The organism is Pseudomonas sp. Mb7 (genome assembly GCF_054790525.1).
In genome coordinates this window covers 1,268,177-1,295,104 of the sequence record NZ_CP186501.1, presented here as the reverse complement: position 1 = coordinate 1,295,104, position 26,928 = coordinate 1,268,177, and the positions used below count along the sequence as shown (strand labels likewise).

Annotated in this window: 21 protein-coding genes; 10 read left to right on the top strand and 11 right to left on the bottom strand. The window is 59.2% G+C overall.

Annotated features, from left to right (window positions below; translation table 11 throughout):
- Positions 1-85: 85 nt before the first annotated feature.
- From ACOYXH_RS05985 to cobA, 8 genes are all read left to right on the top strand, one after another.
- Complete coding sequence (locus ACOYXH_RS05985; RefSeq protein WP_095047740.1) at positions 86-1,297, top strand: CmpA/NrtA family ABC transporter substrate-binding protein; 1,212 nt, start codon at positions 86-88, stop codon at positions 1,295-1,297.
- A gap of 15 nt (positions 1,298-1,312) precedes the next feature.
- On the top strand, positions 1,313-1,888 hold the full coding sequence (locus ACOYXH_RS05980; RefSeq protein WP_007916390.1) for an ANTAR domain-containing response regulator: 576 nt from the start codon (positions 1,313-1,315) through the stop codon (positions 1,886-1,888).
- Between the two features lie 448 nt (positions 1,889-2,336).
- Positions 2,337-3,548: a nitrate/nitrite transporter gene (locus tag ACOYXH_RS05975; protein WP_095047741.1), complete on the top strand. Its 1,212-nt coding sequence runs from the start codon at positions 2,337-2,339 to the stop codon at positions 3,546-3,548.
- A 7-nt stretch (positions 3,549-3,555) separates the two neighbouring features.
- On the top strand, positions 3,556-5,226 hold the full coding sequence (locus ACOYXH_RS05970; RefSeq protein WP_460063727.1) for a protein kinase domain-containing protein: 1,671 nt from the start codon (positions 3,556-3,558) through the stop codon (positions 5,224-5,226).
- Positions 5,227-5,638: 412 nt separating this feature from the next.
- A complete protein-coding gene (gene nirB / locus ACOYXH_RS05965; protein ID WP_095124897.1) occupies positions 5,639-8,092 on the top strand; it encodes a nitrite reductase large subunit NirB in 2,454 nt (817 codons plus the stop codon).
- On the top strand, positions 8,089-8,406 hold the full coding sequence (gene nirD, locus ACOYXH_RS05960) for a nitrite reductase small subunit NirD (protein WP_016985592.1): 318 nt from the start codon (positions 8,089-8,091) through the stop codon (positions 8,404-8,406). The genes nirB and nirD overlap by 4 nt, the downstream gene beginning before the upstream one ends.
- Positions 8,406-11,120 carry a nitrate reductase gene (locus tag ACOYXH_RS05955; RefSeq protein WP_460063724.1) on the top strand — a complete coding sequence of 905 codons (2,715 nt, stop codon included), beginning with the start codon at positions 8,406-8,408 and terminating at the stop codon, positions 11,118-11,120. Before nirD ends, ACOYXH_RS05955 begins: the two co-directional genes overlap by 1 nt.
- Before the next feature lie 13 nt (positions 11,121-11,133).
- Complete coding sequence (cobA, locus tag ACOYXH_RS05950) at positions 11,134-11,901, top strand: uroporphyrinogen-III C-methyltransferase (protein ID WP_095124900.1); 768 nt, start codon at positions 11,134-11,136, stop codon at positions 11,899-11,901.
- 97 nt (positions 11,902-11,998) lie between these two features.
- Here the strand turns inward: cobA and ACOYXH_RS05945 are convergent, their stop codons facing one another.
- The 8 genes from ACOYXH_RS05945 to ppsA form a co-directional block, all read right to left on the bottom strand.
- Positions 11,999-13,033, bottom strand: a complete 1,035-nt coding sequence (locus tag ACOYXH_RS05945; RefSeq protein WP_095047746.1) for an OmpA family protein — start codon at positions 13,031-13,033, stop codon at positions 11,999-12,001.
- A gap of 107 nt (positions 13,034-13,140) precedes the next feature.
- Positions 13,141-13,731: an RNA polymerase sigma factor SigX gene (sigX, locus tag ACOYXH_RS05940; protein ID WP_011333251.1), complete on the bottom strand. Its 591-nt coding sequence runs from the start codon at positions 13,729-13,731 to the stop codon at positions 13,141-13,143.
- Between the two features lie 90 nt (positions 13,732-13,821).
- Positions 13,822-14,646 carry a mechanosensitive ion channel family protein gene (locus tag ACOYXH_RS05935; protein ID WP_007916401.1) on the bottom strand — a complete coding sequence of 275 codons (825 nt, stop codon included), beginning with the start codon at positions 14,644-14,646 and terminating at the stop codon, positions 13,822-13,824.
- A 2-nt stretch (positions 14,647-14,648) separates the two neighbouring features.
- Positions 14,649-14,897, bottom strand: a complete 249-nt coding sequence (locus ACOYXH_RS05930; protein WP_008076827.1) for a hypothetical protein — start codon at positions 14,895-14,897, stop codon at positions 14,649-14,651.
- A 63-nt stretch (positions 14,898-14,960) separates the two neighbouring features.
- On the bottom strand, positions 14,961-15,956 hold the full coding sequence (locus tag ACOYXH_RS05925; protein ID WP_095047747.1) for a zinc transporter ZntB: 996 nt from the start codon (positions 15,954-15,956) through the stop codon (positions 14,961-14,963).
- 22 nt (positions 15,957-15,978) lie between these two features.
- Positions 15,979-16,470 carry a ribonuclease E activity regulator RraA gene (gene rraA, locus ACOYXH_RS05920; protein ID WP_460063720.1) on the bottom strand — a complete coding sequence of 164 codons (492 nt, stop codon included), beginning with the start codon at positions 16,468-16,470 and terminating at the stop codon, positions 15,979-15,981.
- A 224-nt stretch (positions 16,471-16,694) separates the two neighbouring features.
- On the bottom strand, positions 16,695-17,684 hold the full coding sequence (locus tag ACOYXH_RS05915; RefSeq protein ID WP_099758459.1) for an alpha/beta fold hydrolase: 990 nt from the start codon (positions 17,682-17,684) through the stop codon (positions 16,695-16,697).
- Between the two features lie 185 nt (positions 17,685-17,869).
- Complete coding sequence (gene ppsA / locus ACOYXH_RS05910; protein WP_460410372.1) at positions 17,870-20,245, bottom strand: phosphoenolpyruvate synthase; 2,376 nt, start codon at positions 20,243-20,245, stop codon at positions 17,870-17,872.
- 174 nt (positions 20,246-20,419) lie between these two features.
- Between ppsA and ppsR the strand changes: the two genes are divergently transcribed.
- Entirely contained in the window at positions 20,420-21,238 is an 819-nt protein-coding gene (ppsR, locus tag ACOYXH_RS05905) for a posphoenolpyruvate synthetase regulatory kinase/phosphorylase PpsR (RefSeq protein ID WP_016773826.1), read from the top strand.
- Positions 21,239-21,352: 114 nt separating this feature from the next.
- Here ppsR and ACOYXH_RS05900 read toward each other — a convergent pair whose 3' ends face one another.
- Positions 21,353-22,762, bottom strand: a complete 1,410-nt coding sequence (locus ACOYXH_RS05900; RefSeq protein ID WP_220558383.1) for an aminotransferase-like domain-containing protein — start codon at positions 22,760-22,762, stop codon at positions 21,353-21,355.
- A gap of 114 nt (positions 22,763-22,876) precedes the next feature.
- Between ACOYXH_RS05900 and ACOYXH_RS05895 the strand changes: the two genes are divergently transcribed.
- A complete protein-coding gene (locus ACOYXH_RS05895) occupies positions 22,877-23,791 on the top strand; it encodes a DMT family transporter (RefSeq protein ID WP_460410859.1) in 915 nt (304 codons plus the stop codon).
- Between the two features lie 111 nt (positions 23,792-23,902).
- Here ACOYXH_RS05895 and prpD read toward each other — a convergent pair whose 3' ends face one another.
- Positions 23,903-25,387: a 2-methylcitrate dehydratase gene (gene prpD, locus ACOYXH_RS05890; RefSeq protein WP_460410371.1), complete on the bottom strand. Its 1,485-nt coding sequence runs from the start codon at positions 25,385-25,387 to the stop codon at positions 23,903-23,905.
- A 308-nt stretch (positions 25,388-25,695) separates the two neighbouring features.
- Entirely contained in the window at positions 25,696-26,886 is a 1,191-nt protein-coding gene (gene prpF / locus ACOYXH_RS05885; protein ID WP_220558381.1) for a 2-methylaconitate cis-trans isomerase PrpF, read from the bottom strand.
- Between the last annotated feature and the right edge of the window lie 42 nt (positions 26,887-26,928).

Below are 26,928 nucleotides of genomic sequence, written 5' to 3'. Positions count from 1 at the left end.
CGGCAGGCGGGCAAGGACAATGGCGTCGTCCCGGGTTTTGCCTGCGCAAAGTCCGCGGCGGCGCTTTTTTTTCGAGGTACGTTGGATGAATGAACCTTCGGTAGGGCCACTGGCCTGGGTCAATGGCAGCGATGCCCCGGAAAAAAGCGCGATCAACCTCGGCTTCATGGCCCTGAGCGATTGCGCGTCGGTGGTGGTCGCAGCCACACAGGGCTTCGCCCAGCCTTACGGATTGACGCTGAACCTCAAGCGCCAGACATCCTGGGCCAATTTGCGCGACAAACTGGTCAGCGGTGAACTGGACGCCGCGCACAGTCTGTATGGGCTGATCTACGCAGTGCACCTGGGCATCGGCGGTATCGCCCCGACCGATATGGCCGTGTTGATGGGCCTGAATCAGAACGGCCAGAGCCTCAACCTCTCCCACGGTCTGCAAAACCTTGGCGTGAGCAGTCCTGAAGCGCTGGACCGCCACGTGCACCAAAGCCGCGCAAAACTGACTTTCGCGCAGACCTTCCCCACGGGCACGCACGCGATGTGGCTGTATTACTGGCTGGCGAGTCAGGGCATTCATCCACTTCAGGATGTCGACAGCGTGGTGGTGCCGCCGCCACAAATGGTCGCGCACCTGCAAGCCGGGCGTATCGACGGTTTTTGTGTCGGCGAGCCTTGGGCGGCCAGCGCGGTGCAGCAGGATCTTGGTTTCACCCTGGCCACCAGCCAGACCATCTGGCCCGATCACCCGGAAAAAGTCCTTGGCTGCACTCGCGAATTTGTCGAGCAGTATCCGAACACCGCACGGGCGTTGGTGATGGCGATCCTTGAAGCCAGCCGCTTCATCGAAGAAAGCCCGGAAAACCGCCGCAGCACCGCGCAGTTGCTTAGCGCGCCGGAATATCTCGATGCGCCAGTGGCGTGCATCGAACCGCGTTTTCTCGGTGACTATGCCGATGGCCTCGGCAATCGCTGGCAGGATCCGCACGCGCTGCGCTTTCACGGTAACGGCGAAGTGAATCTGCCGTATCTGTCGGACGGCATGTGGTTCATGACCCAGTTCCGCCGCTGGGGCTTGCTGCGTGAGGATCCGGATTACCTCGCCGTCGCCCGCCAGGTTCAGCGGCTGGACGTCTACCGCGACGCCGCCACCGCTGTCAGCGTCGCCGCATGGGGCACCGACATGCGCAGCAGTCAGTTGCTCGACGGCAAGGTCTGGGACGGCAGTGACCCGGCCGCTTACGCGCGCAGTTTCAAGTTGCACGCGTTGAACGACGACGCCCCCCTTCTCGCCCGCCGCTGACAGGAGACCGCGAACATGTTGCGCATTCTGTTGATCAACGACACAGCGAAAAAAGTCGGTCGCCTGAAAGCTGCGTTGACCGAGGCCGGTTTCGAGGTGATCGACGAGTCCGGCCTGACCATCGACCTGCCCGCGCGCGTCGAAACGGTGCGCCCGGACGTGATCCTGATCGATACCGAGTCACCGAGCCGCGATGTCATGGAGCAAGTGGTGCTGGTCAGCCGCGACCAACCACGGCCGATCGTGATGTTTACCGACGAGCATGATCCGGGGGTGATGCGCCAGGCGATCAAGTCAGGGGTCAGTGCGTACATCGTCGAAGGCATTCACGCCCAGCGCTTGCAGCCGATTCTCGATGTGGCGATGGCACGATTCGAGAGTGATCAGGCCTTGCGAGCGCAGCTGCAGGCGCGTGATCAGCAACTGGCTGAACGTAAGCGTATTGAGCTGGCCAAGGGGTTGTTGATGAAGATGAAGGACTGCAATGAGGAAGAGGCGTACACCCTGATGCGGCGCCAGGCCATGAGCCGCCAGCAGAAGCTGATTCAGGTGGCGGAGCAGATTATTGCGATGAGTGAGTTATTGGGCTGAGGTGTTCTGAAAGCTTAAGAGCCCCTCACCCTAGCCCTCTCCCAGAGGGAGAGGGGACCGATTGGGGGATGCTCACGAAGTACACCGACCTGTGATTTCTGCTGTGAATCCATAATCGACTCGGTCTTTCAGGTCGCTGAATTCGTTGGAACAACATGGTCAGTCCCCTCTCCCTCTGGGCGGTCCGACGTTTCGGGAGGGTTAGGGTGAGGGGCTTTTGATTTTCCGGCTGTTGGCACAAATCTCGCTAAGTAAAACGCACAGGTAACCAACGGCGGTTGCCCCACCCACGACAAAGACGTCGCTCACCCGTTCGCCCAACCGGCGCATCAGGTAGCGGCGTTTTTGCGTTTTGGCCCCACAGCCCGGGGCCGGTGGTGCGGCCGTGGCGGCGCCCCACCTGCTGTTGCATGACTCCTTTCGAGACTCTTTTCAGCTGAGGTGCGCGATGAATTCAAGCTTCTGGAAATCCGGCCACACCCCGACATTGTTCGCAGCCTTCCTGTATTTCGACCTGAGCTTCATGGTCTGGTACCTGCTCGGCCCGCTGGCGGTGCAGATTGCCGCCGACCTGCAGCTAACCACGCAACAACGCGGTCTCGTCGTCGCCACGCCGATCCTCGCCGGCGCGGTGCTGCGTTTTGTGATGGGCATGCTCGCCGATCGGCTGTCGCCGAAAACCGCCGGTCTGATCGGCCAGGTCATCGTGATCTGTGCGCTGTTCGGCGCCTGGAAACTCGGCATCCACAGTTATGAACAGGCGCTGATACTCGGCCTGTTTCTCGGCATGGCCGGCGCGTCGTTTGCTGTTGCACTGCCGCTGGCGTCGCAGTGGTACCCGCCGCAGCATCAGGGCAAAGCCATGGGCATTGCCGGTGCGGGCAACTCCGGCACGGTGTTCGCCGCGCTGCTCGCGCCGGTGCTCGCCGCCGCGTTCGGCTGGAGCAATGTCTTCGGTTTCGCTCTGATCCCGCTGATTCTGACCCTGGTGCTGTTCGCCTGGCTGGCAAAAAACGCCCCTGAGCGGCCGAAAGCCAAAGCCATGGCTGACTACTTCAAAGCCCTGGGCGACCGTGACAGTTGGTGGTTCATGTTTTTTTACAGCGTGACCTTCGGCGGCTTTATCGGCCTGGCCAGCGCCCTGCCCGGCTACTTCAACGATCAGTACGGTTTGAGCCCGGTGACCGCTGGCTACTACACCGCAGCCTGCGTGTTCGGCGGCAGTTTGATGCGGCCATTGGGTGGCGCCCTGGCTGACCGTTTCGGTGGCATCCGCACCTTGCTGGCGATGTACACCGTCGCTGCCGTCTGCATCGCGGCCGTCGGTTTCAACCTGCCAAGTTCCTACGCCGCGCTGGCACTTTTCGTCTGCACCATGCTCGGTCTGGGCGCCGGCAACGGCGCCGTTTTCCAACTGGTACCGCAGCGTTTTCGTCTGGAGATCGGCGTGATGACCGGGCTGATCGGCATGGCCGGCGGCATCGGCGGTTTTGCCTTGGCCGCCGGTATGGGCGCGATCAAGCAGAGCACCGGCAGCTATCAGTTGGCGTTGTGGTTGTTCGCCAGCCTTGGCGTGCTGGCGTGGTTTGGCCTGCACGGCGTCAAGCGTCGCTGGAGAACCACCTGGGGTTCGGCGGCAGTGACGGCGGCGCGGGTCTGAACCTTCGATGGCCCTGCAACTGAGCTTTGCCGAAGCCAGCGCCACCGGCCCGCGCGCGGAGAATCAGGACGCTTTGCGTCTGGTCACGCCCGCGCCGGCGCTGGCGGCGAGCAAGGGTTATCTGTTCGCTATCGCCGATGGCGTCAGCCAGTGTGCCGATGGCGGACTGGCCGCGCGTTCAACCTTGCAAGCCTTGGCGCTGGACTACTACGCCACACCGGAAACCTGGAGCGTGGCCCAGGCACTGGATCGCCTGCTGCTCGCGCAAAACCGCTGGTTGCAGGCCAACGGTGGTGGGCAACCGTTGCTCACCACGGTCAGCGCCTTGGTCATGCGTGGTCGGCGTTTCACCCTCGCCCACGTCGGCGATTGCCGGGTGTATCGCTGGCACGCCGACAGCTTGCAGCGAATCAGCGAAGACCACGTCTGGGATCAGCCGGGCATGCAGCATGTGCTCAAGCGTGCGCTAGGGCTGGATCAGCATCTGGTACTGGACTTCCTTGATGGCGAACTGCGCGACGGCGAGTGCTTTGTTTTGCTCAGTGACGGTGTCTGGTCGACACTCGGCGATACCGCTATTGCGGCGATTCTGCGTGATCAACCGGATCTGCACAGTGCCGCGCAGACGCTGGTCAACGCCGCGCATCTGGCGGGGAGCCAGGACAATGCCAGTGCTTTGCTGGTGCGGGTGGATGCTTTGGGTGAGGCCAGTATCGGCGATGCGCTGATTCATCTGCAGCAATGGCCCCTGCCGCCACCGTTGAAACCCGGTCAGTCGTTCGAAGGCTGGCAAGTGCTGGACGTTGTCGCTCAGAGCCAGCAATCGCTGCTGTATCGGGTGCTTGATGGACAAGGTCAGACGTGGCTTCTGAAAACCCTACCCACGCGTTCCGCCGATGATTCCTACGCCGGGCAAGCACTGTTGTCCGAGGAATGGTTTCTGAAACGCGTAGCCGGTCGCCACTTTCCTGAAGTCCATGCCTGCCAGCAGCGTCAGCATTTGTACTACGTGATGCGGGAATATTCCGGGGCGACGCTGGCGCAGCTGTTTCAACAGTCAGGCCCGTTGTCGTTGGCACAGTGGCAGGACATCGCCGAGCGCCTGTTGCGTGCGGTCGGGCTGCTGCATCGGCGGCAGATCCTGCACCGGGACATCAAACCGGAAAATCTGCACGTGGGCGACGACGGCGAATTGCGTCTGCTGGATTTTGGTCTGGCGTACTGCCCAGGCTTGTCCGAAGACGCGCCGTCAACGTTGCCGGGAACGCCCAGCTATATCGCCCCGGAAGCGTTTCGTAGGGCTCCGCCGAATGTGCAGCAGGATTTGTATGCGGTCGGTGTGACCCTGTATTTCTTGCTCACCGGGCATTTTCCCTATGGCGAGATCGAAGCGTTTCAGCGGCCGCGATTTGGTGTGGCAGTGAGTGCCAGTCGATTTCGGCCGGATCTGCCGGAATGGCTGGCGCAGAGTCTGGAGCGCGGGGTGGCGGCTGATCCGCAGCAACGGTTTGAAACGGCTGAGGAATGGCTGTTGGTGTTGGAACAGGGCGAGCGGCGCAGTTTGAGTGTGCGGCCCAGACCATTATTGGAGCGTGAGCCGTTGAAGGTGTGGCGGACGATGGCGATCGTGGCTCTGCTGGGGAATCTGGTGCTGCTGGTTTTGTTGTTTCACGGCTGACACCGCATCGCGTCCATCGCGAGCAGGCTCACTCCTACAATTTGAAATGCGTTCCCCTGTAGGAGTGAGCCTGCTCGCGATGACGTCAGCCCAATCACAACAATTCTGTCTGCCTGAATGCCCCACGAACGAGCAACCCGCGTCGATTCGGTGCAAAAAATCCCCGTCAATTACCGCTCCCGCCCAATAAACACGCCATTCCCCCACTTGGCACAACCACTGCATTAACCCAACCAACACACACATAAAGCCCAACCTTCAACGACGAAGGCTGCGCTTCCCGAGAGAACGGGACCAGGACAAAGGCGTCCTCGCTAGGCAACTAGCGGGACGCCTTTTTTTGTTTGCGCAAAATTTGTCGAGCAAGGCCTGACTGCCCACAAGAGGCCAGCCGCAGCTCCCGGAGAACCTGATGAAAAAACTCAAACTAGTGATGATCGGCAATGGCATGGCCGGGGTCCGCACCCTGGAAGAACTGCTCAAGCTGAGCAACGAGCTGTACGACATCACGGTCTTCGGCGCCGAACCGCACACCAACTACAACCGCATCCTGTTGTCGCCGGTGCTGGCCGGTGAGCAGACCTTCGAAGAGATCGTCCTCAACGACCTCGACTGGTACCTGGAAAACAACATCAAGTTGCTGCTCAACCGCAAAGTGGTGGAGATCGACCGGGTCAAACGCCGGGTGATCGCCGAGGACGGCACCGAAGCCGAATACGATCGCCTGCTGATCGCCACCGGCTCAACGCCGTTCATCCTGCCGATCCCCGGCAACACCTTGCACGGGGTGATCGGTTACCGCGACATCGCCGACACCCAAGCCATGATCGACACCGCCAAAACCCACAAACACGCGGTGGTCATCGGTGGTGGTCTGCTCGGTCTCGAAGCCGCCAATGGCCTGATGCTGCGCGGCATGCACGTCACCGTGGTGCACATCGGTGAGTGGTTACTGGAACGTCAACTCGACAAAACCAGCGGCCAACTGCTGCAAAACGCCCTTGAATCCCGTGGCCTGCACTTCCGTCTGTGCGAACAGACTCAGGCGCTGCACGACGCAGGCAATGGCCGGGTCGGCTCGGTGCAGTTCAAGAACGGCGACATCATCCCCGCCGATCTGGTGGTAATGGCTGCCGGTATTCGTCCCAACACAGAATTGGCGGAAAAGGCCGGCATCCCGTGCAATCGCGGGATTCTGGTCAACGACACGCTGCAAACCTACGACCCGCGCATTTATGCCATCGGCGAGTGCGCCAGCCACCGCGGCATTGCCTACGGTCTGGTCGCGCCGTTGTTCGAACAGGCCAAGGTCTGCGCCAACCACCTCGCACAACTGGGTTTCGCCCGTTATCAGGGTTCGGTGACCTCGACCAAATTGAAAGTCACCGGCATCGATCTGTTTTCTGCCGGCGATTTCATGGGCGGCGAAGGCACGGAAACCATCACCCTCTCCGACCCGATTGGCGGCGTGTACAAAAAACTGGTGATCAAGGATGACGTGCTAGTCGGCGCCTGTCTGTACGGCGATACGGCAGATGGCGGTTGGTATTTCCGGCAGATTCGTGAGAATCACGCCATTGGCGAGATCCGCGATCACCTCATGTTCGGAGAAAACGCACTCGGAGACGTAGGACATCAGGGCCAGGACAAAGCCATGGTCATGGCCGACAGCGCCGAAGTCTGCGGTTGCAACGGCGTGTGCAAAGGCACCATCGTCAAAGCCATTCAGGAACACGGCCTGTTCAGCGTCGACGAGGTGAAGAAACATACCAAAGCGGCCAGCTCCTGCGGCTCGTGCGCCGGGCTAGTCGAACAGATCCTGATCAACACCGTCGGCGGCGCGGCGGACGTCAAACCGAAAAGCGAAAAAGCCATCTGCGGTTGCAGCGATCTCAACCACGGCCAGATCCGCCAGGCTATTCGCGAACAGCATCTGCTGACCATCGCCGGGACCATGAGCTACCTCAATTGGCGCACGCCGAACGGCTGCGCAACCTGCCGCCCGGCCCTCAACTATTACCTGATTTCCACTTGGCCCGGCGAAGCCAAGGACGATCCGCAATCGCGCCTGATCAACGAGCGTGCACACGCCAACATCCAGAAGGACGGCACGTATTCGGTGGTACCACGGATGTGGGGCGGCGTGACCAATCCTTCGGAACTGCGGCGGATTGCCGACGTGGCCGACAAGTACAACGTGCCGATGGTCAAGGTCACCGGCGGTCAGCGCATCGACTTGCTCGGCATCAAGAAGCAGGACTTGCCCGGCGTCTGGAAAGACCTCGACATGCCGTCCGGGCATGCCTACGGCAAATCCATCCGTACCGTGAAGACCTGCGTCGGCAGCGAGTTCTGCCGCTTCGGCACGCAAAACTCGACACAACTGGGCATCGAGCTGGAGCACGATCTGTTCAACATGTGGTCGCCGCACAAAGTGAAACTCGCCGTCTCCGGTTGCCCACGCAACTGCTCGGAAGCGGGGATCAAAGACGTAGGAATTATCGGTGTCGACTCCGGTTGGGAGATGTACATCGGCGGTAACGGCGGAATCAAAACCGAGGTCGCTGAGTTTTTCGTCAAGCTGAAAACCGCCGAGGAAGTCCGCGAATACAACGGCGCGTTCCTGCAGCTCTACCGCGAAGAAGCCTTCTACCTCGAACGCACCGTGCACTACCTGCAACGGGTCGGCATGGAGCACATCAAGAAAGCCGTGCTCGAAGACCCCGAGCGTCGCAAGGCCCTGAACGAGCGCCTGCAATTCTCTCTGTCGTTCGAGCAAGACCCTTGGAAAGAGCGTCTGGCGCAGCCGCAACTGAAGAAAGAATTCGATGTGATCCCTGTGAAAAATCTGGAGGTGCCGGCATGAACTGGCTAGATATCTGCGCTCTCGACGAGATCAATGCCCTCGGTTCGCGAATCATTGCCGGGCCGAAAGGTGACATCGCGATTTTTCGTACAAGCGACGATGAGGTTTTCGCCCTCGACGACCGCTGCCCGCACAAGGGCGGGCCATTGTCGCAAGGTTTGATCTACGGCAAACGTGTGGCCTGCCCGCTGCACAACTGGCAAATCGACCTCGAATCTGGCGAAGCTCAGGCGCCAGATATCGGTTGCGCGCACCATCACCCGGCACGGGTCGAAAACGGTCGTGTGCAACTGGCCCTGCGGGACGCCATCTGATGAGCCGCCAGACGACCGCCTCGACCTGCTGTTATTGCGGGGTCGGCTGCGGCGTGCTGATCGAGCATGACGGCGAGCGCATCCTCGGCGTCAGCGGCGATCCGGCGCACCCGGCCAACTTCGGCAAACTGTGCAGCAAAGGCTCGACCCTGCACCTGACCGGCGACCTGGCAGCCCGCGCGCTGTACCCGGAACTGCGTCTGGGCAAAGGCCTGGCGCGCAGCCGAACGGATTGGGATACGGCACTGGAACACGCTGCCAACGTGTTCGCCGAGACCATTGCCGAGCACGGCCCGGACAGCGTGGCGTTCTATATCTCCGGGCAGTTGCTGACCGAGGACTATTACGCCTTCAACAAACTGGCGCGGGCGTTGGTCGGGACCAACAACATCGACAGCAATTCGCGCCTGTGCATGTCTTCAGCGGTGGTCGGCTACAAGCGCAGCCTCGGCGCCGACGCCCCGCCGTGCAGCTATGAGGATCTGGAACTCAGCGATTGCGTGATGATCGTCGGCAGTAATATGGCCTACGCCCATCCGGTACTTTTCCGTCGGCTGGAAGAGGCAAAATCCCGCCGCCCACAGATGAAAGTCATCGTCATTGATCCACGGCGCACCGACACCTGCGATCTTGCCGATTTGCACTTGGCGATTCTGCCGGGCACAGATGTCGCTTTATTTCATGGGATTTTGCATCTGTTGTTGTGGGAAGACTGGATCGACCGTGACTTCATCAAGGCGCACACCGATGGCCTCGCCGACTTGAAAAATCTAGTCCGTGATTACACCCCGCAGATGGTTTCGCAACTGTGCGGGATCAGTGTCGAGCAATTGCAGCAATGCGCGGAATGGGTGGGCACCTCGCCGAGTTTTCTGTCGCTGTGGTGCATGGGCCTGAACCAGTCCACCGCTGGCAGCGCGAAGAACAGCGCGCTGATCAATCTGCATTTAGCCACCGGGCAAATCGGCCGTCCGGGTGCAGGACCTTTCTCCCTCACCGGTCAGCCGAATGCCATGGGCGGGCGCGAAACGGGCAGTTTGTCGAATCTGTTGCCGGGCCATCGAGACGCGGCCAACCCTGAACATCGCGCCGAAGTAGCGGCATATTGGGGCGTTGATCGGTTGCCGGAAAGTACCGGTCTCAGTGCCATCGAACTGTTCGAGCAAGTGCGCAACGGCAAGATCAAGGCGTTGTGGGTTGCCTGCACCAACCCTGCCCAATCGATGCCGGACCAACATGCTGTGCGAACAGCGCTTGAGACCTGCCCGTTTGTGGTTCTGCAAGAAGCCTTTCGCACCACCGAAACCGCTGCATTCGCCGATCTCCTGCTACCCGCCGCCAGTTGGGGCGAGAAAGAAGGCTCGGTGACCAATTCCGAGCGACGCATTTCCCACGTACGCAAAGCCATCCTCCCACCGGGGGAAGCGCGGCCGGACTGGGCGATCACAGTGGATTTCGCACAGCGCCTGGAGACACGTCTGCGCCCCGCTGAACCAAGCCTGTTTGCGTTTACTCAGCCCGCGCAGTTGTTCGATGAATTCAAAGGGCTGACGCGTGGACGGGATCTGGATATGTCCGGGATCAGCCACACGCTGATCGACGAGATCGGACCGCAGCAATGGCCCTTCCCTGTCGGAGCGCGGCAAGGAACGCCACGACTGTACGAGGACGGTATTTTTCCTACGGCCAACGGTCGGGCTCAGTTTATTGCCGATCCGTATCGCGCCGCCAAAGAGCAGCGCGATGCTCGCTTTCCACTGACGTTGATCACTGGCCGCTTGCGCGATCAATGGCACGGTATGAGCCGCACTGGCACGGCAGCGCAATTGTTCGGGCATGTCAGCGAAGCGGTGTTGAGCCTGCACCCGGACGAAATGCGCCGGCATCGTTTGCAGCCGGGCGATCTGGTCAACCTTAAAAGTCGTCGCGGCGCGGTAATCGTCGCGGTTAGCAGCGATGACAGCGTACGTCCGGGGCAAGCGTTTCTGCCGATGCACTGGGGCGACCGTTTTCTCAAGGGCGGTGTGAACAGCCTGACCCTGCCGGACTTTGATCCGCTGTCGAAGCAACCGGAACTCAAACACAGCGGTGTGCGCCTCGAGCCGATCAGTCTGCCGTGGCAACTTTTCGCACTGATCGAGGGTGATGTTCAACGGCATTTCGAGACGCTACGACCGCTCTGTGAGGCATTTTCCTACGTGAGTCTCAGCCTTGTCGGACGTGAACGATCGGCATTGCTGATACGCGCGGCCAGCAGCGAAGCTCCGAATGCGCAATTGCTCGGTGAAATCGACCAATGCCTGTCACTGATCGACGGCCCGGTATTGGCCTATGACGATCCTCGCCGCGCCATTGGCAAACGCGTGCGCATTGAAAACGGCCGGATCACTGCTATCCGGTTAGCCGGTGAAACCCTCGCTCAGCATTGGCTGCAAGGGTTGTGGCTGGAAGGCCGTGCGGATGAGCAACTGCGGCGCTGGCTATTGGCGCCAATGAGTGCGCCGCCGGGCAGTGTCGGGGCGCAAATGGCTGTGGATAAAACCCTGTGCAACTGCAAGAACGTCAGCCTCAACGCGGTCTGCGCCGGCATTCGCCAAGGCCTGGATCTGCAGGGCTTGAAAAACCAACTGGGCTGCGGCACGCAATGCGGATCGTGCGTCCCGGAAATAAAACGCTTACTGGCTGCCGACGTGCAGCCAGCCGCCGTCATCTGATGAGGAAAACACCATGAACGCAAAAGTCTGGCTGGTGGGTGCAGGTCCTGGTGATCCGGAACTGCTGACCCTCAAAGCGGTACGCGCCCTGCGCGAGGCCGATGTGGTGCTGATCGATGATCTGGTCAACGACGCGGTGCTGGAACACTGCCCTGACGCCCGCATCATTGCAGTGGGTAAACGCGGCGGCTGCCGTTCGACACCGCAAGCGTTTATCCATCGGCTGATGCTGCGCTATGCCCGCCATGGCAAGTGTGTGGTGCGGCTCAAGGGCGGCGATCCGTGCATTTTCGGCCGAGGTGGCGAAGAGGCGCAGTGGCTGCGTGAAAGAGGCGTTGAGGTGGAACTGGTCAATGGCATTACCGCCGGGCTGGCCGGGGCGACGCAGTGCGATATTCCGCTGACGTTACGCGGTGTGGCGCGCGGGGTGACGCTGGTGACTGCACACACGCAGGACGACAGCCAGTTGAACTGGCAGGCGCTGGCACAGGGGGGGACGACGCTGGTGGTTTATATGGGCGTGGCCAAGCTGGGGGAGATTCGCGATCAACTGCTGGCAGGCGGGATGGCGGCGGATACGCCGGTGGCGATGATCGAGAATGCATCGTTGCCAGAGCAGCGCGAATGCCGGAGTGATCTGGCGAGTATGAGTGATGATGCGTGTGCGTTTGGATTGAAAAGCCCGGCGATTCTGGTGATCGGGGCGGTGGCGGCTGTTGTTGAAGATCAAAAGATCGCAGCCTGCGGCAGCTCCTACTTTGGATCTGCATTGGTCCTGTAGGAGCTGCCGAAGGCTGCGATCTTTTAAAGCTGCAAAGCCAAATCGCAGGCAAAGAAAAGCCCGGCCTAAGCCGGGCTTTTCTCAGAGCGGCAGCTAATTACTTAGCTTGAGCTTCAACCTGCGCTTCTACGCGACGGTTTACAGCGCGGCCAGCTTCAGTTTTGTTGTCAGCAACTGGGCGGGATTCGCCGTAGCCAACAGACTGAACGCGGGACGATTCAACACCGTACTGGTTGGTCAGAACTTGCTTAACGGCGTTTGCACGACGCTCGGACAGTTTCTGGTTGTAAGCGTCAGGACCGACGGAGTCAGTGTGACCTTCAACAGTAGTGGTGGTGGATGGGTACTGCTTCATGAAGTCAGCCAGGTTTTTGATGTCGCCGTAGCTGTTTGGCTTCACAACCGACTTGTCGAAGTCGAACTTAACGTCCAGCTCAACACGAACAACTTCAGCAACTGCTGGGCAGCCGTCAGCGTCAACAGTTACGTTGGCTGGGGTGTCCGGGCACTTGTCAACGTTGTCGCAAACGCCATCGTTGTCGCTGTCGGAGCAGACTTCAGCTGGTGCTGGAACTGGAGCAGCAGCAGGCTTGGAGCCGCCACCGAAGTTCACACCGATACCGACGCTAGGAGCCCACTCGGTGTCGCCCTGGTCGATGTTGTACTGAGCTTCAACGCCAGCACGGGCGTAGAAGTTCTCGGTGAAGTACAGCTTGGCACCGCCACCAACGTTAGCGAAGGTAGAACGGTTACGACCGTTCGAACCGTTCTGGTCGATGCTCTGGTCGGAGAAACCGGCCGAGACGTATGGACGCAGCATGTCGCCTGGGTTGTTGAAGTGGTACAGAGCGTCCAGAGCGGTGTTAGCGCCTTTTACGTTCTTGCCATCATCGGCACGTACGTTGTGCACTTCGTCGTAGCCCAGACGCAGTTCAACGTCGTCGGTCAGGAAGTAACCGATCGAGCCGCCGAACAGGTTGCCGTTGTTCTTGAAGTTACGAGCGCTGTCGAATTGTTCTTTCTTTGCGAAGCCTTCGATTTCAACTGCGCCTTGGCCTTGTGCCAGAGCGCCGAACGAAGTGGCGGCAATCAGAGAACCAATGGCCAAGCCCAAGGTGTTTTTCAGTTTCATCCGTTAAATCCCCATCTGGTGATTGTGAAGCAGTCCCGCAAACCGGGGGACAACTCGGCGGCAAGTCTATCAGAACTTGCCTACACGTAAGAGATATTTGCGCTGAACTAAGTTTCAGCAATGCCTGCAAATTTCTCACGCAATTTATCTAGAGCACGTTTGTAACGCATTTTTGTCGCACTCAAACCCATGTGCATGATGTCTGCGATCTCCTGAAATTCCAGCTCTGCGACAAATCGAAGCACCAGAATTTCGCGGTCAATCGGGTTCACATACACCAGCCAGCGATCAAGCCCGCCCTTCTCCTCGGGTTTCGGCGCCTTTTCTTCGGACGCTTCCTCGAGGGGGTCAAGACTCAATGCGTCCATCAAGCGACGCTTTCGCCGTTCCTTCCGATACTGCGTAATACATTCGTTGTACGTGATGCTGTAGAGCCACGTTTTGAACTTCGATTTCCCCTCGAAGTTCTTCAGGCCATACAGCACCTTCAACATGACTTCCTGACAGACATCGTCTGCGTCGCGATCGTTCCCAAGATATCTCGCACAAACGTTAAATAATGTTCGCTGGTAACGCCGCATCAGTTCTTCATAGGCGCGCGTTACGTGAAAAAGCTCGGTATGCGAGCGCGCGACCAACTCCTCATCAGAGAGCTCGCGGGGGTCGTAGCGCGTGGATAGCGTTTGGGCTTTATTCAAAACAAGTCGTGCCGACAGTCAGGTCAATGTCCGCCGCAACCAGCATCAGCTGGCATTTTGCGGCGGCATACATTAGCAGGGTTTGCCGGATTAGCGGCTACTCACATGCTGTTCCAGCAGGATCCGATTGGAAAGAGAGACTAGCTCACCCTCATCGGTCAGCAATGTGGTTTTAACCGTGCCGATCTCCTCGATCTGGCCTTCGACCTCGCCAACACGCACTTGTTGCCCAACCTGATACAACTCACGCACATAGATTCCCGCAAGAATCTGACCGGCAATTTCCCGGCTTCCCAAACCCATGGCCAGCGCAACGGCCAGACCAACGGTAATCAAAACGATGACGATCACATGGTTCAGCAGGTCAGTCTTGACCTCAAGCTGACTGATCGCGACCGAGATGCTGATGATGATCACCAGCCCCTGAGCAATTCGCCCAAGCCCCGAAGCGTAGTCCAGGCCGACGCCTTCTGCCGCCCCGCGCACCAGCCCATTGGCCAGTTGCGCGAGCAAAACACCTACCAGCAACACCAGCGCCGCGCCGAATACTTTCGGCAAATAGAGCGCCAACATATCCAGCGTAGCCGAAACTCGCTCAAGGCCAAGGGATTCTGCTGCAGAAACCAGGAAAATCAGCAGAACGAACCAGTAAACGATTTTACCGATCAGGGTCGAGATCGGAACTTGCAACCCGGCGCGCGACATCAACTTGGTCAGCCCGGTGCCGCCCATCAGGCGATCAAGACCGAGCTTGGCGAGCAGTTTGGACAGCAGGGTATCGAGCAGCTTGGCCACGACGAAACCCAACAGCAGCACGACCAGTGCGCCGAACAGGTTCGGGATGAAGTTGGCGACTTTGGTCCACAACGCAGTCATTGCAGTGACGAGGCTCTGAGTCCAGAGATCAAGTTCCATATTCAATCAGCCTTATCAGCAGTGCGAGCGGTAGGTTTACGAAGACGGGAAACCGGCGAGACATGCGCCGATCCATTATTCAGGGCGATCATCAGCGCGGGCAGCCAGCGGCCCAGCAGGCTGAACAGATCACCGGCGCCAACCTGGCGGTTGGCGGTTTTGAGTACGCGGCCCAGGCACGCATCGTCGTCGCGGCTGGACGGCGAAGCGTTGAGCATGTCGCGCAAAGACTGTTCAAACGGATCGTGCATACGCACCTCTCGTGATGTCTGTGAAAGACGCGGGCAGATTTGGTCGGGTCACATGCGCCATCTTCATACCCAGCGCAAACGACGGAATAACCACCACTGACCGAAGGCCAGGGTGAGCACCGTCAAACAGGCAATCAGGAAACCATAAGGGCTGCTGGAGAACGGAATTCCGCCGACGTTTATACCCAGCAGACCGGTGATAAAACTCATCGGCAAAAAGATGCAGGTGATGATCCCGAAGCGGTACATCGTGCGATTCATACGCTCGCTCAAGCGTCGGTCTTCAGCCTCAAGCACAAGCCCCACGCGCTCTCGGGTCAATTCGAGCTCTTCGAGATAGCGGGTCAGACTGTTGTTCAGTTCGTTCCAGTAATCGGCATCGTCATCGACAAACCAAGGCAGTTTTATCCGCGTGAGTTGTCCGAAAATATCCCGCTGCGGCGCGAGAAATCGCTTTAGTCCGGCCGCCCGGCGACGGATGTGCAAAATGGCGCCATGCTCGGGAGTATACCGTTCGTCGGCATCCATCTTTTCTTCTTCCTCATCGGCGATTTCCGAGAGGCAAGTGACCAGATCCTGCACCTTGTTGGTGAGGAACTGCGCCAGATAAAGGATCAGTTCGGAGGAGGTTTTCGGGCCGTTGCCGTCGGCCAATTGCGCCAGCAGCTCATCGGTGGCGCGCAACGGGCGCAAACGCAGTGAAATCACCCGTTGGGCAGAAGCGAAAATCCGCACCGAGACCATGTCTTCCGGCTCGGCGCCCGGATTCAGATTGACTCCGCGCAGAAACAGCAACAGTTCGGCATCCGGCAGCGGCAACAGGCGCGGCCGGGTGTTCTCTTCCAGCAGCAGATCGCAGGTGAATTCATTGAGCCCGCTGGATTTGCGCAGCCAGGTCTGGGTCTGCGGATGGCTGCGATCCCAATGCAGCCACAGGCTTTCATGGGCCTGCAGCTGCAAATCGTCGAGCTCAGTCCGGGCTATCGAACGCGCACCGCCTTTTCCGTCCAGCACCAGGGCATGCACCAGCCCCCACTGCGCGTTTTCTTCCTCGAACATCCGCATCCCTTTGTCGAAAAGCTTATTCAGGCATCTTCAGCGGACTCGGCGAGACGATCACGCCGTTGTTGTCCGCATAAATGTAGTGGCCCGGGTGAAATGTCACGCCGGCAAACGTCACCGGGACGTTGAGGTCACCAATGCCGCGTTTTTCGGTTTTCATCGGATGGCTGGCCAGCGCCTGCACGCCCAGATCGGTCTGCGCGATGACGTCAACGTCACGGATGCAGCCGTAGATCACCAGCCCTTCCCAACCGTTTTTCGCAGCCTTTTCGGCGATCATGTCCCCCAGCAGCGCACGGCGCAGCGAACCGCCGCCATCGACCACCAGCACCTTGCCGCTGCCCTTGAGTTCAGCCTGTTCCTTGACCAGCGAGTTGTCTTCGAAGCATTTGATGGTCACGATTTCGCCGCCGAACGAATCACGGCCGCCGAAATTGCTGAACATCGGTTCCAGCACCTGTACCAGCTCCGGATAGGCGTCGCACAGATCAGGCGTAAGGTAATGGTTCATCGAAAAACTCCTGTAAAAAGGAAAACGATCGAGGATGCTGCGTTCTGAAGAGACGAGTTTCGGTGGTCGCTGTTTACCTTAGTCCATCCCATGGTCGCTGAACGAACCTGAACAAACCCTGAAACGTAATAGCTAAACCGCCACCAAAAATGACCAGATCCGCACATTGCGTCATATCTTAGCCGCAAGCCAACCCGAACGAAATCCCTTCAAGGCCTTCGCACTCACACAGCAGCGGCCAGATCCGGCTTCTCGCCCAGCAATGGCGTGTGCTGATCGTTCAACCAACGCGCCACCAGTGGCCACACCTCGGTCTGCGCCGCTTTGCTCACCAACATCTCGACATGGCCGAAATTATCGTTGAAGCCCTGCTCGCGACCCAGATTGATGAACTGCTTGTGCTCGGAGCCGATCTGCTCGAACAATTTGCGACAGGCCCAGGCCGGATCCTGATGATCCCCTGCTGCGGTCACCGCCAGCACTGGCACTTGAACATCGGCCAGCCCCGCCCACCAATCCTTGTCCTTGTCGCCAAAACGACCGAACAAGCCGTACCAGCGCATGCTTTCCAGCGCCAGACCGATCGGCTCATCTTCCGGGCCACGTTTGAGACGCGAACCCGACAATTGCGCAAAACGCTTGAGGATAAAGCGCCCGCTCCACTCTACTGGCGGGATTTTCAGCGGCCAGTAGGTGCGGCTGACTTGGGTGCCAAAAAACGCTGCCGACGCTACCGCCGGCTCGCCCAGGTATTCGCCACCGAGCGCCGCCGCCAGGGTGATGCCGCCCAGCGAATGGCCAATCCAGTGCGGCACTTGTCCGCTCTGCTCACGCACGAACGCGGCAATCGCCGGCAGGTCGTAGCGGGCATAGTCGGCCACGCGATTGCGCCGGTATTCTTCGTTGCGCTGCGACAGGCCGTGGCCGCGCATCTCCGGAATCCACACGTCGAACCCCAGGCGCGTCAGATATGCGCCCAAGCCCAGGCCTTTGGGTGAGAACCAGAAGCGCCGATTGGAAAAACTGCCGTGCAGCAAAATCACCGGCACACCACGAGGCGTCGAGTCATCGGCCATGCCCAAACGGGTCACAGCGATTTCCACGGACCAGTCGGGACTGTTGCCGGGTTTCAGTCGATACACGTCTTCGCTCAGATCGCCGCGCCGTTCGGCGCTGATCAGGGCGACAGGAAACAGGTTGCTGCTGCTTTGCATAATGCTCTTGCACAAAAAAGGGCGGCATCCGGAGACCCCGCCCTGTTTGAATCATAAGGAACCGAACCGTGTAGGAGTGAGCCTGCTCGCGATGGCGGTGTGTCATTCGAATCGATGCTGACTGTCATGACGCTATCGCGAGCAGGCTCACTCCTACAGGGAGACGCGGCCCGTTCACATGTTGATCAAGCCGGGGCTTGGCCTTCGGCGAGGAAGAACCAGGTTTCCAGCACGGAGTCCGGGTTCAGCGACACGCTTTCGATGCCCTGTTCCATCAGCCACTTGGCCAGATCCGGGTGGTCCGAAGGACCCTGACCGCAGATACCGATGTACTTGCCGGCCTTGTTGCACGCGGCAATCGCGTTGGCCAACAGCTTCTTGACTGCCGGATTACGCTCGTCGAACAGGTGCGCGATGATACCGGAATCGCGGTCCAGACCCAGGGTCAGCTGAGTCAGGTCGTTGGAACCGATCGAGAAACCGTCGAAGAATTCGAGGAATTCTTCGGCCAGAATCGCGTTGGATGGCAGTTCGCACATCATGATCACGCGCAGACCGTTCTCGCCGCGCTTCAAGCCATTTTCGGCGAGCAGATCGACGACCTGGCTGGCTTCGCCGAGGGTACGGACGAACGGCACCATGATTTCGACGTTGGTCAGGCCCATCTCGTTGCGCACACGTTTCAGCGCGCGGCATTCGAGTTCGAAGCAGTCACGGAACGATTCGCTGATGTAACGCGAAGCGCCACGGAAGCCCAGCATCGGGTTTTCTTCTTCCGGCTCGTAGAGCTTGCCGCCGATCAGGTTGGCGTATTCGTTGGACTTGAAGTCCGACAGACGCACGATGACTTTCTTCGGTGCAAACGCAGCCGCGAGGGTGCTGATGCCTTCAACCAGTTTCTCGACGTAGAAGCCGACCGGATCGTCGTAACCGGCGATACGCTTGTCGACGCTGTCCTTGATTTCCTGCGGCAGACCGTCGTAGTTCAACAGCGCTTTCGGGTGGACGCCGATCATGCGGTTGATGATGAATTCCAGACGGGCCAAACCCACACCAGCGTTCGGCAGTTGCGCGAAGTCGAAGGCGCGGTCCGGGTTGCCGACGTTCATCATAATCTTGAACGGCAGCTCTGGCATGGCGTCGACGGAGTTCTTCTTGATGTCGAAGCCCAGTTCGCCTTCGAAGATGTAACCAGTGTCGCCTTCGGCGCAGGACACGGTCACGCCTTGGCCGTCCTTGAGCAGTTGGGTAGCGTTGCCGCAACCAACCACTGCCGGAATCCCCAACTCACGGGCGATGATCGCCGCGTGGCAGGTACGGCCGCCACGGTTGGTGACGATGGCGCTGGCGCGCTTCATCACCGGTTCCCAGTCCGGGTCGGTCATGTCGGAAACGAGCACGTCGCCCGGCTGGACTTTGTCCATCTCGGAGACGTCTTTGATGATGCGAACCTTACCGGCGCCGATGCGCTGGCCAATCGCACGACCTTCCACCAGCACGGTGCCGGTTTCTTTCAGCAGGTAACGTTCCATGACGTTGGCCTGGGTGCGGCTTTTCACGGTTTCCGGACGTGCCTGCACGATGTACAGCTTGCCGTCGTCACCGTCCTTGGCCCACTCGATGTCCATCGGGCAGCCGTAGTGCTTCTCGATGATCATCGCTTGCTTGGCCAGCTCGCTGACTTCAGCGTCGGACAGGCAGAACCGCGCACGATCAGCTTTGTCGACGTCGATGGTCTTGACCGAACGACCGGCCTTGGCCTCGTCGCCGTAGATCATCTTGATGGCTTTGCTGCCGAGGTTGCGACGCAGGATCGCCGGACGACCGGCCTCCAGCGTGCCCTTGTGTACGTAGAATTCGTCCGGGTTGACCGCGCCTTGTACGACGGTTTCGCCCAAGCCGTAAGCGCCGGTGATGAACACCACGTCACGGAAACCGGATTCGGTGTCGAGGGTGAACATCACGCCGGCAGTGCCGGTTTCCGAACGCACCATGCGCTGCACGCCAGCCGACAGGGCGACCAGTTTGTGGTCGAAGCCCTGGTGCACGCGGTAGGAAATTGCACGGTCGTTGAACAGCGAAGCGAACACCTCTTTGGCGGCGCGGATAACGTTTTCAACGCCACGGATGTTCAGGAAGGTTTCCTGCTGACCGGCGAACGAGGCGTCCGGCAGGTCTTCGGCGGTGGCGGAAGAACGCACGGCCACGGCCACGTCAGGGTTGCCGGCCGACAGCGCGGCAAACGCGGTGCGGATTTCGGCATTCAGTTTTTCGGGGAATTCGGCTTCCATGATCCATTGACGGATCTGTGCGCCGGTTTTGACCAGGGCGTTGACGTCGTCGACGTCGAGCGCATCGAGGGCCGCGTGGATCTGGTCGTTGAGGCCGCTCAGTTCGAGGAAATCACGATAAGCCTGAGCCGTCGTGGCGAAGCCGCCGGGGACCGAAACACCGGCGCCTGCCAGGTTACTGATCATCTCGCCCAGGGATGCGTTCTTGCCCCCCACATGCTCAACATCGTGTTTGCCGAGCTTATCGAGGGAAACTACGTACTCTACCAAGGTGATCTCTCCACTAACTGTGTTGGAAAAGCTCAGAAACCGGCGGCCCGGGGGAGCCTTGGCCGGTTGTATGGCCTGGACCTGGAAAATAAGTGAGAATGCGGGCCAATGGCGGCCGGCAAATCGCGCCTATCATATCCAAGATTGATGACTAGCTTAAGGCCCAAGGTGCAAATGAAACGATCTGCTTTCTTCATCTCCGATGGCACCGGCATCACTGCCGAAACCCTGGGTCAAAGCCTTCTGGCGCAGTTCGAAAACATTACCTTCAGCAAATTCACGCGACCGTACATCGACAGCGTTGAGAAAGCGCGGGCCATGGTACAACAAATCAACAAAGCCGCTGAAACCGACGGCTTTCGCCCGATCATCTTCGACACCATCGTCAATCAGGACATCCGTGAGATTCTCGCAACGTCCAATGGTTTCATGATCGACATTTTCTCGACCTTCCTTGCCCCGCTGGAGCAGGAACTGACCGAGCATTCCTCCTATACCGTGGGCAAGTCGCACTCGATCGGGCACAACTCCAATTACATGGAGCGTATCGAGGCGGTTAACTTTGCCCTCGACAACGACGACGGCGCGCGCACGCACTATTACGACAAAGCCGATTTGATACTAGTGGGCGTGTCGCGATGCGGCAAAACGCCGACGTGTCTGTACATGGCCATGCAGTTCGGCATTCGCGCGGCCAACTATCCGCTGACCGAAGACGACATGGAACGCCTGACCCTGCCGACGGCCCTGCGCGCTCATCAGCACAAGCTGTTCGGCCTGACCATCGACCCCGACCGCCTCACCGCGATTCGCAACGAGCGCAAGCCCAACAGCCGTTATTCGAGCTACGCGCAGTGCGAATTCGAAGTGCGTGAAGTAGAGAATCTGTTCCGCCGCGAGAACATCCCGCACATCAACTCCACGCATTTTTCGGTGGAAGAGATTTCGGCGAAGATTCTGGTCGAGAAAGGTGTGGAGCGGCGGTTCAAGTAGATTTGTGGTGTCTGGGCTGACGCTTTCGCGAGCAGGCTCGCTCCCACAGTTTGATCGCGTTTATCCCGTTGAAATGCGGTCGAATGTGGGAGCGAGCCTGCTCGCGAAGAACGATTACACGGTGTCTGTTAATGCCTTGGCCAGAGCTTCAAAACCTGCCAGCAACAAGCGATCATCCCCCACCGCATTACACACACTCACCCGAATAAATTGCGGCACCGCTGCATGCCCCACCGCAAACGCCTCAGCGGTGGCCACCAGATAGTTGTTCTCCTTCAACTCCGCCGCAATCTGTGAAGCCCGCCACAGCTCAGGCACCTCCACCCAGAAGTGCGGACTGTAAGGGTGAGTCTTGTAGTTCAAACCCTGCAGAACAGGCGCCACCAAGGTCTTGCGCCGAGTGATCTCGCTGATCTGCTCGTCCAGTAAACGCTCGGCCATGCCGCTCTCAATCCACAGACTCGCGACTTCCATCGATAACGGATTGGCCATCCAGCATGTTGCGCGGATGGCGGCACTCAAACGCCCGATCAAGGCTTGCGGCGCATGCAGATAACCGACGCGCAGCCCCGCCGAAACAGCCTTGCTCAGGCTGCCGATCAACACCGATCGCTCCGGCGCAAAATAGCTCAGCGGTAACGGGCGTTGGCGATCCAGAACGGCATGGGCCTCGTCTTCGATAATCAGCAGATTGTGTTGACGACAGAGGTCGGCAATCGCCTCGCGCCGTGGGATCGACATCACAGCGGCCGTAGGATTCTGGATCGTCGGGGTGCAATACAGCGCTGAAACACGATGCTGACGACAAATGTCCTCCAGCGCCGACGGTAAAAGTCCTTCGTCATCCATTGCCGCGCCAATGAGTTTTATCCCGAGCTGGCGTGCGACGCCGATCAATCCCGGGTAGGACAAATGCTCGGTCACAACGGTGTCGCCGACCTTGAGCAAGCCCATCAACGTACACAGCAGACCATGCTGGCCACCGTTGACGCACAACACCTGATCGGCATGCGGGACATAAGCCGCATGCTGCAACCACACCGCCCCCGCCACACGATGCCGCGCCAACCCGGCTTCAGCGGTGTACCCGGTCAACTGTTGCAGCACCCGAGGATCGCTGGCCAGTTCCTGCAGACTCTGGCTCATGAACGCCGCTTCCTGTGCGGGAATCGGCTGATTGCGGCTCATATCGAAACAGGCTGACGGCTCATCGCTGACATTACGAAAGCCTTTGTCCTGCGGCCGTTCTATCCCGCGCTGACACACATAAGTGCCATCTCCGACGCGGGCGACGACCAACCCCACGCGCTCCAATTCGCCGTAGGCACGGCTGATCGTACCGATGGTCACTCCGAGACTGTCGGCCAACAACCGGTGCGGCGGCAGTTTGCTACCGGCATCGATAATGCCTTCATCGATGGCCTGCGCGACGGCATTCGCCAGGCGTTTGTACTTCACGCCCACGCCATTGGCGAGACCATCACGGAGGATTGACACCATGGCAATACTTACTTTGACAGTCATTCTTGCCCCGAATAGCGTGCTGAAAACAGGTTCAATCAGAAATAGACCGTTTTCGCGATCAGGTCAATTCCACCGTTCGGAGTACGCCACATGTCGACAGCCGTCAGCACACCGATGCACATCAGCAAACCCTGGCTCGCCGGATTGATCACCAGCACGCTGTTTCTGATCGTCTGTCTGAGTTGGGGCACGACGTGGCTGGGGATCAAGATTGCGGTGGAAAGCGTGCCGCCGCTGACGGCCGCCGGGCTGCGTTTTCTGATTGCTTTTCCGCTGTTCCTGAGCTTCGCGCTGTTGCGCAAGGAACCGCTGTTGTTTCCCCGACAAAGCCGCTGGTTCTTTGTGTTCGTCACGCTGTCGTATTTCAGCCTGCCTTACTACTTGCTCAACTATGGCGAGATGCACGTGTCGTCAGGCCTGACAGCGCTGCTGTTCAGTTGCATGCCGGTGTTTATCCTGTTGTTTTCCGCGTTGTTTCTGCGCGAGAAAATCTACCCCTCGCAGATGCTCGGCATCGCCATCGGCTTTGGCAGTCTGTTGATGATTATTCGCAGTCAGGGTCTGCATCTGGATCAGGCGGAGTGGCTTGGCGTGTTGGCGATTCTGTGCGCAGCGGTGATGCATGCGCTGTGTTACGTGGTGACGAAAAAACATGGCAGCGCGATCAGCGTGATCACCTACAACACACTGCCGATCGGCATTGCCGGGGGGATGTTATTTATTGTCGGATTGAACATCGAAACACCGGCGTTTGCGCAGGTGACAGCACGCTCGTGGGGCGCCCTGCTGTATCTCGGGCTGGTGGCCTCGGTCGGCGGATTCATCGTTTACTTTTTACTGCTTAAACGCTTGAGCCCGATCATTCTGTCGTTCGTGTTTATCATTTTCCCGGTGTTCGCCGTGATCATCGGCGCCTGGTACGAGGGACAAACCCTGTCCGAGGAGTTGATGATCTATTCGGCGGTTTTGCTGAGTGGTTTTGCGCTCACCAAATTGCCTATCGAAAGGTGGCGCAAATCGTCCATGTAGGAGCTGCCGCAGGCTGCGATTTTTTGATCTTGTTTTTTTACAATCAAAGTCAAAAGATCGCGGCCTGCGGCAGCTCCTACATGGGTTGGTTTCATTCAGTGAGTTCGATCGTCAGATCACGAACAGGTCGACGAAACGGTTTACCGGGGTGGACTCCAGCTGCGTCCGGTCTTTGCACAACGCCAAGATCTCACCGCTACGCTGGCCGGTGAAACGTGTGGCCAGGTTGGCCTTGAACTTGTCTTCCAGCAATGGAATGCCCTCGACACGGCGGCGACGATGACCGATCGGGTATTCCACCACGACGTTTTCGGTGCTGCTGCCATCCTTGAAAAACACTTGTACGGCGTTGGCGATCGAACGTTTGTCGGCCTCGAGATACTCGCGGGTGAAACGTGGCTCTTCAACGATGACCATTTTTTCGCGCAGCACATCGATGATCGGGTGCGCCTTGTGGAAATCATCTTCGTACTGCTCGGCGACCAGATTGCCAAACGCCAGCGGCACGGCGGTCATGTACTGGATGCAGTGGTCGCGGTCGGCAGCGTTGGCCAGCGGCCCGACCTTGGAAATGATGCGAATCGCCGATTCGTGGGTGGTGATGACGATGCGGTCGATTTCATGCAGACGATTGCGCACTTGCGGATGCAACGTCACCGCCGCTTCACAGGCGGTTTGCGCGTGGAATTCGGCGGGGAAGCTGATCTTGAACAGCACGTTTTCCATCACGTAACTGCCGAACGAGCGCGAGAAACTGAAGGCGCGTTTATTCTCCGGTTTCAGCGCCAGATCGCTGTTGGTGTGGCTGAACAGCACGTCATAAAAGCCCCACTGCTTTGCCGTCAGAACCCCGGGAATGCCCATTTCGCCGCGCATGGCGATGTCGGCCAGGCGCACACCACGACTCGACGCATCCCCCGCTGCCCAGGATTTTCGTGAACCGGCATTCGGTGCATGGCGATAAGTGCGCAGCGCCTGACCATCGGCGAATGCATGGGACAACGCCGACAGCAATTGCTCGCGATTGGCACCCATGAGTTTGGCGGTAACGGCGGTTGAAGCGACTTTCACCAGAATGACGTGGTCGAGTCCTACACGATTGAAGGAGTTTTCCAGGGCGATCACACCTTGAATCTCATGGGCCATGATCATCGCTTCCAGCACATCGCGAATCGTCAGCGGTGACTCACCGTTGGCCAGACGTTTTTGCGAGAGGTGATCAGCCACCGCAAGAATTCCGCCGAGGTTGTCAGACGGATGCCCCCACTCAGCGGCGAGCCAGGTGTCGTTGTAGTCGAGCCAGCGGACGATGCAGCCGATGTCCCAGGCGGCCTTGACCGGGTCGAGGCGATAGGAGGTGCCGGGAACGCGTGCGCCGAACGGGACGACGGTGCCTTCGACGATCGGGCCCAGATGCTTGGTGCATTCGGGAAAGCGCAACGCCAGCAGGCCGCAGCCCAGCGTGTCCATAAGGCAGTTGCGGGCGGTGTCGAGGGCTTCGGCGGAGGTGACTTTGAAGGTGAGGACGTAATCGGCGATGTCCTGCAGGACATGATCGTAGTCGGGGCGGTTGTTCAGGTCGACGTTGGCGCTCATTGCGGTACTCCTGTGCGGGAATGATGAGTGGGTGCGGTCTTCCTCGGGGCTTGGCGGGTTTGGTCTGGTTGATTGCAGGTCTGGGGTGCCTGCTTGTTTTGGGTTTCTTCAGTGAGTGGCCCCTCACCCTAGCCCTCTCCCGAGGGAGAGGGAACCGATTGGGGGATGCTGTAGAGGTTCACCGACGTGAGCGATCTGCGCTGAATCCATAATCGACTCGGTCTTTCAGGTCGATGTACAACCCCAGACACCTCGGTCGGCCCCCTCTCCCTCCGGGAGAGGGCTGGGGTGAGGGTAAAGCTCTTGGATCAGAACGAATCTCCGGGAATGCGCACGTAACCCTCCATCAGGACACGCGCGCTACGGCTCATGATGGCTTTTTTGACGATCCACTCGCCGTTTTCCAGACTGGCTTCAGCGCCAACGCGCAACGTCCCGGACGGATGCCCGAAGCGCACGGCATTACGTTCAACGCCACCGGCCGCGAGGTTTACCAGGGTGCCGGAGATTGCTGCAGCGGTGCCGATGGCCACGGCCGCCGTGCCCATCATCGCGTGATGCAACTTGCCCATCGACAAGGCGCGCACCAGCAAATCCACATCACCGGCGCCGACCGCTTTACCACTCGACGCCACGTAATCAGCAGGCTTGGCGACAAACGCGACTTTCGGCGTGTGCTGACGTTTGGCCGCTTCATCGAGATTCGATATCAGACCCATGCGCAACGCGCCATAAGCCCGAATCGTCTCGAACATCTGCAGTGCTTGCGGATCGCTGTTGATCGCACCTTGCAACTCGGTCCCGGTGTAACCAATGTCTTCAGCATTGACGAAAATCGTCGGGATGCCAGCATTGATCATGGTCGCCTTGAACGTGCCAACACCCGGCACTTCCAGCTCATCGACCAGGTTGCCGGTAGGAAACATCGAGCCACCGCCACCCTCTTCTTCCGCCGCCGGATCCATGAATTCAACCTGCACTTCGGCCGCCGGAAAGGTCACGCCGTCGAGTTCGAAATCACCGGTTTCCTGCACTTCGCCGTTGGTGATCGGCACGTGGGCAATAATGGTTTTGCCGATGTTGGCCTGCCACACACGCACCACCGCAACACCGTTGTGCGGAATGCGGCTGGCGTCGACCAGACCGTTGCTGATGGCGAACGAACCGACCGCTGCCGAGAGGTTGCCGCAATTGCCGCTCCAGTCCACGAACGGCTTGTCGATGGAGACCTGACCGAACAGATAATCGACGTCGTGATCAGCCTTGATGCTTTTCGACAGGATCACGGTTTTGCTGGTGCTCGAAGTCGCGCCGCCCATGCCGTCGATTTGCTTGTCGTACGGGTCGGGGCTGCCGATCACGCGCAGCAGCAAAGCGTCGCGGGTCGGGCCGGGAATCTGTGCCGCTTCGGGCAAATCCTTGAGACTGAAAAACACGCCTTTGCTGGTGCCGCCGCGCATGTAGGTCGCAGGGATTTTAATCTGTGGTGCGTGAGCCATATTGCTCCTTACCGAAAGCATGGGACTTAAAATCCCATGCCC

Coding starts and splice junctions, on each gene's coding strand:
- ACOYXH_RS05985 (WP_095047740.1), top strand. CDS start 86: ATGAATGAACCTTCGGTAGGGCCACTGGCCTGGGTCAATGGCAGCGAT.
- ACOYXH_RS05980 (WP_007916390.1), top strand. CDS start 1,313: ATGTTGCGCATTCTGTTGATCAACGACACAGCGAAAAAAGTCGGTCGC.
- ACOYXH_RS05975 (WP_095047741.1), top strand. CDS start 2,337: ATGAATTCAAGCTTCTGGAAATCCGGCCACACCCCGACATTGTTCGCA.
- ACOYXH_RS05970 (WP_460063727.1), top strand. CDS start 3,556: ATGGCCCTGCAACTGAGCTTTGCCGAAGCCAGCGCCACCGGCCCGCGC.
- nirB (WP_095124897.1), top strand. CDS start 5,639: ATGAAAAAACTCAAACTAGTGATGATCGGCAATGGCATGGCCGGGGTC.
- nirD (WP_016985592.1), top strand. CDS start 8,089: ATGAACTGGCTAGATATCTGCGCTCTCGACGAGATCAATGCCCTCGGT.
- ACOYXH_RS05955 (WP_460063724.1), top strand. CDS start 8,406: ATGAGCCGCCAGACGACCGCCTCGACCTGCTGTTATTGCGGGGTCGGC.
- cobA (WP_095124900.1), top strand. CDS start 11,134: ATGAACGCAAAAGTCTGGCTGGTGGGTGCAGGTCCTGGTGATCCGGAA.
- ACOYXH_RS05945 (WP_095047746.1), bottom strand. CDS start 13,033: ATGAAACTGAAAAACACCTTGGGCTTGGCCATTGGTTCTCTGATTGCC.
- ACOYXH_RS05935 (WP_007916401.1), bottom strand. CDS start 14,646: ATGGAACTTGATCTCTGGACTCAGAGCCTCGTCACTGCAATGACTGCG.
- ACOYXH_RS05930 (WP_008076827.1), bottom strand. CDS start 14,897: ATGCACGATCCGTTTGAACAGTCTTTGCGCGACATGCTCAACGCTTCG.
- ACOYXH_RS05925 (WP_095047747.1), bottom strand. CDS start 15,956: ATGTTCGAGGAAGAAAACGCGCAGTGGGGGCTGGTGCATGCCCTGGTG.
- rraA (WP_460063720.1), bottom strand. CDS start 16,470: ATGAACCATTACCTTACGCCTGATCTGTGCGACGCCTATCCGGAGCTG.
- ACOYXH_RS05915 (WP_099758459.1), bottom strand. CDS start 17,684: ATGCAAAGCAGCAGCAACCTGTTTCCTGTCGCCCTGATCAGCGCCGAA.
- ppsR (WP_016773826.1), top strand. CDS start 20,420: ATGAAACGATCTGCTTTCTTCATCTCCGATGGCACCGGCATCACTGCC.
- ACOYXH_RS05900 (WP_220558383.1), bottom strand. CDS start 22,762: ATGACTGTCAAAGTAAGTATTGCCATGGTGTCAATCCTCCGTGATGGT.
- ACOYXH_RS05895 (WP_460410859.1), top strand. CDS start 22,877: ATGCACATCAGCAAACCCTGGCTCGCCGGATTGATCACCAGCACGCTG.
- prpD (WP_460410371.1), bottom strand. CDS start 25,387: ATGAGCGCCAACGTCGACCTGAACAACCGCCCCGACTACGATCATGTC.
- prpF (WP_220558381.1), bottom strand. CDS start 26,886: ATGGCTCACGCACCACAGATTAAAATCCCTGCGACCTACATGCGCGGC.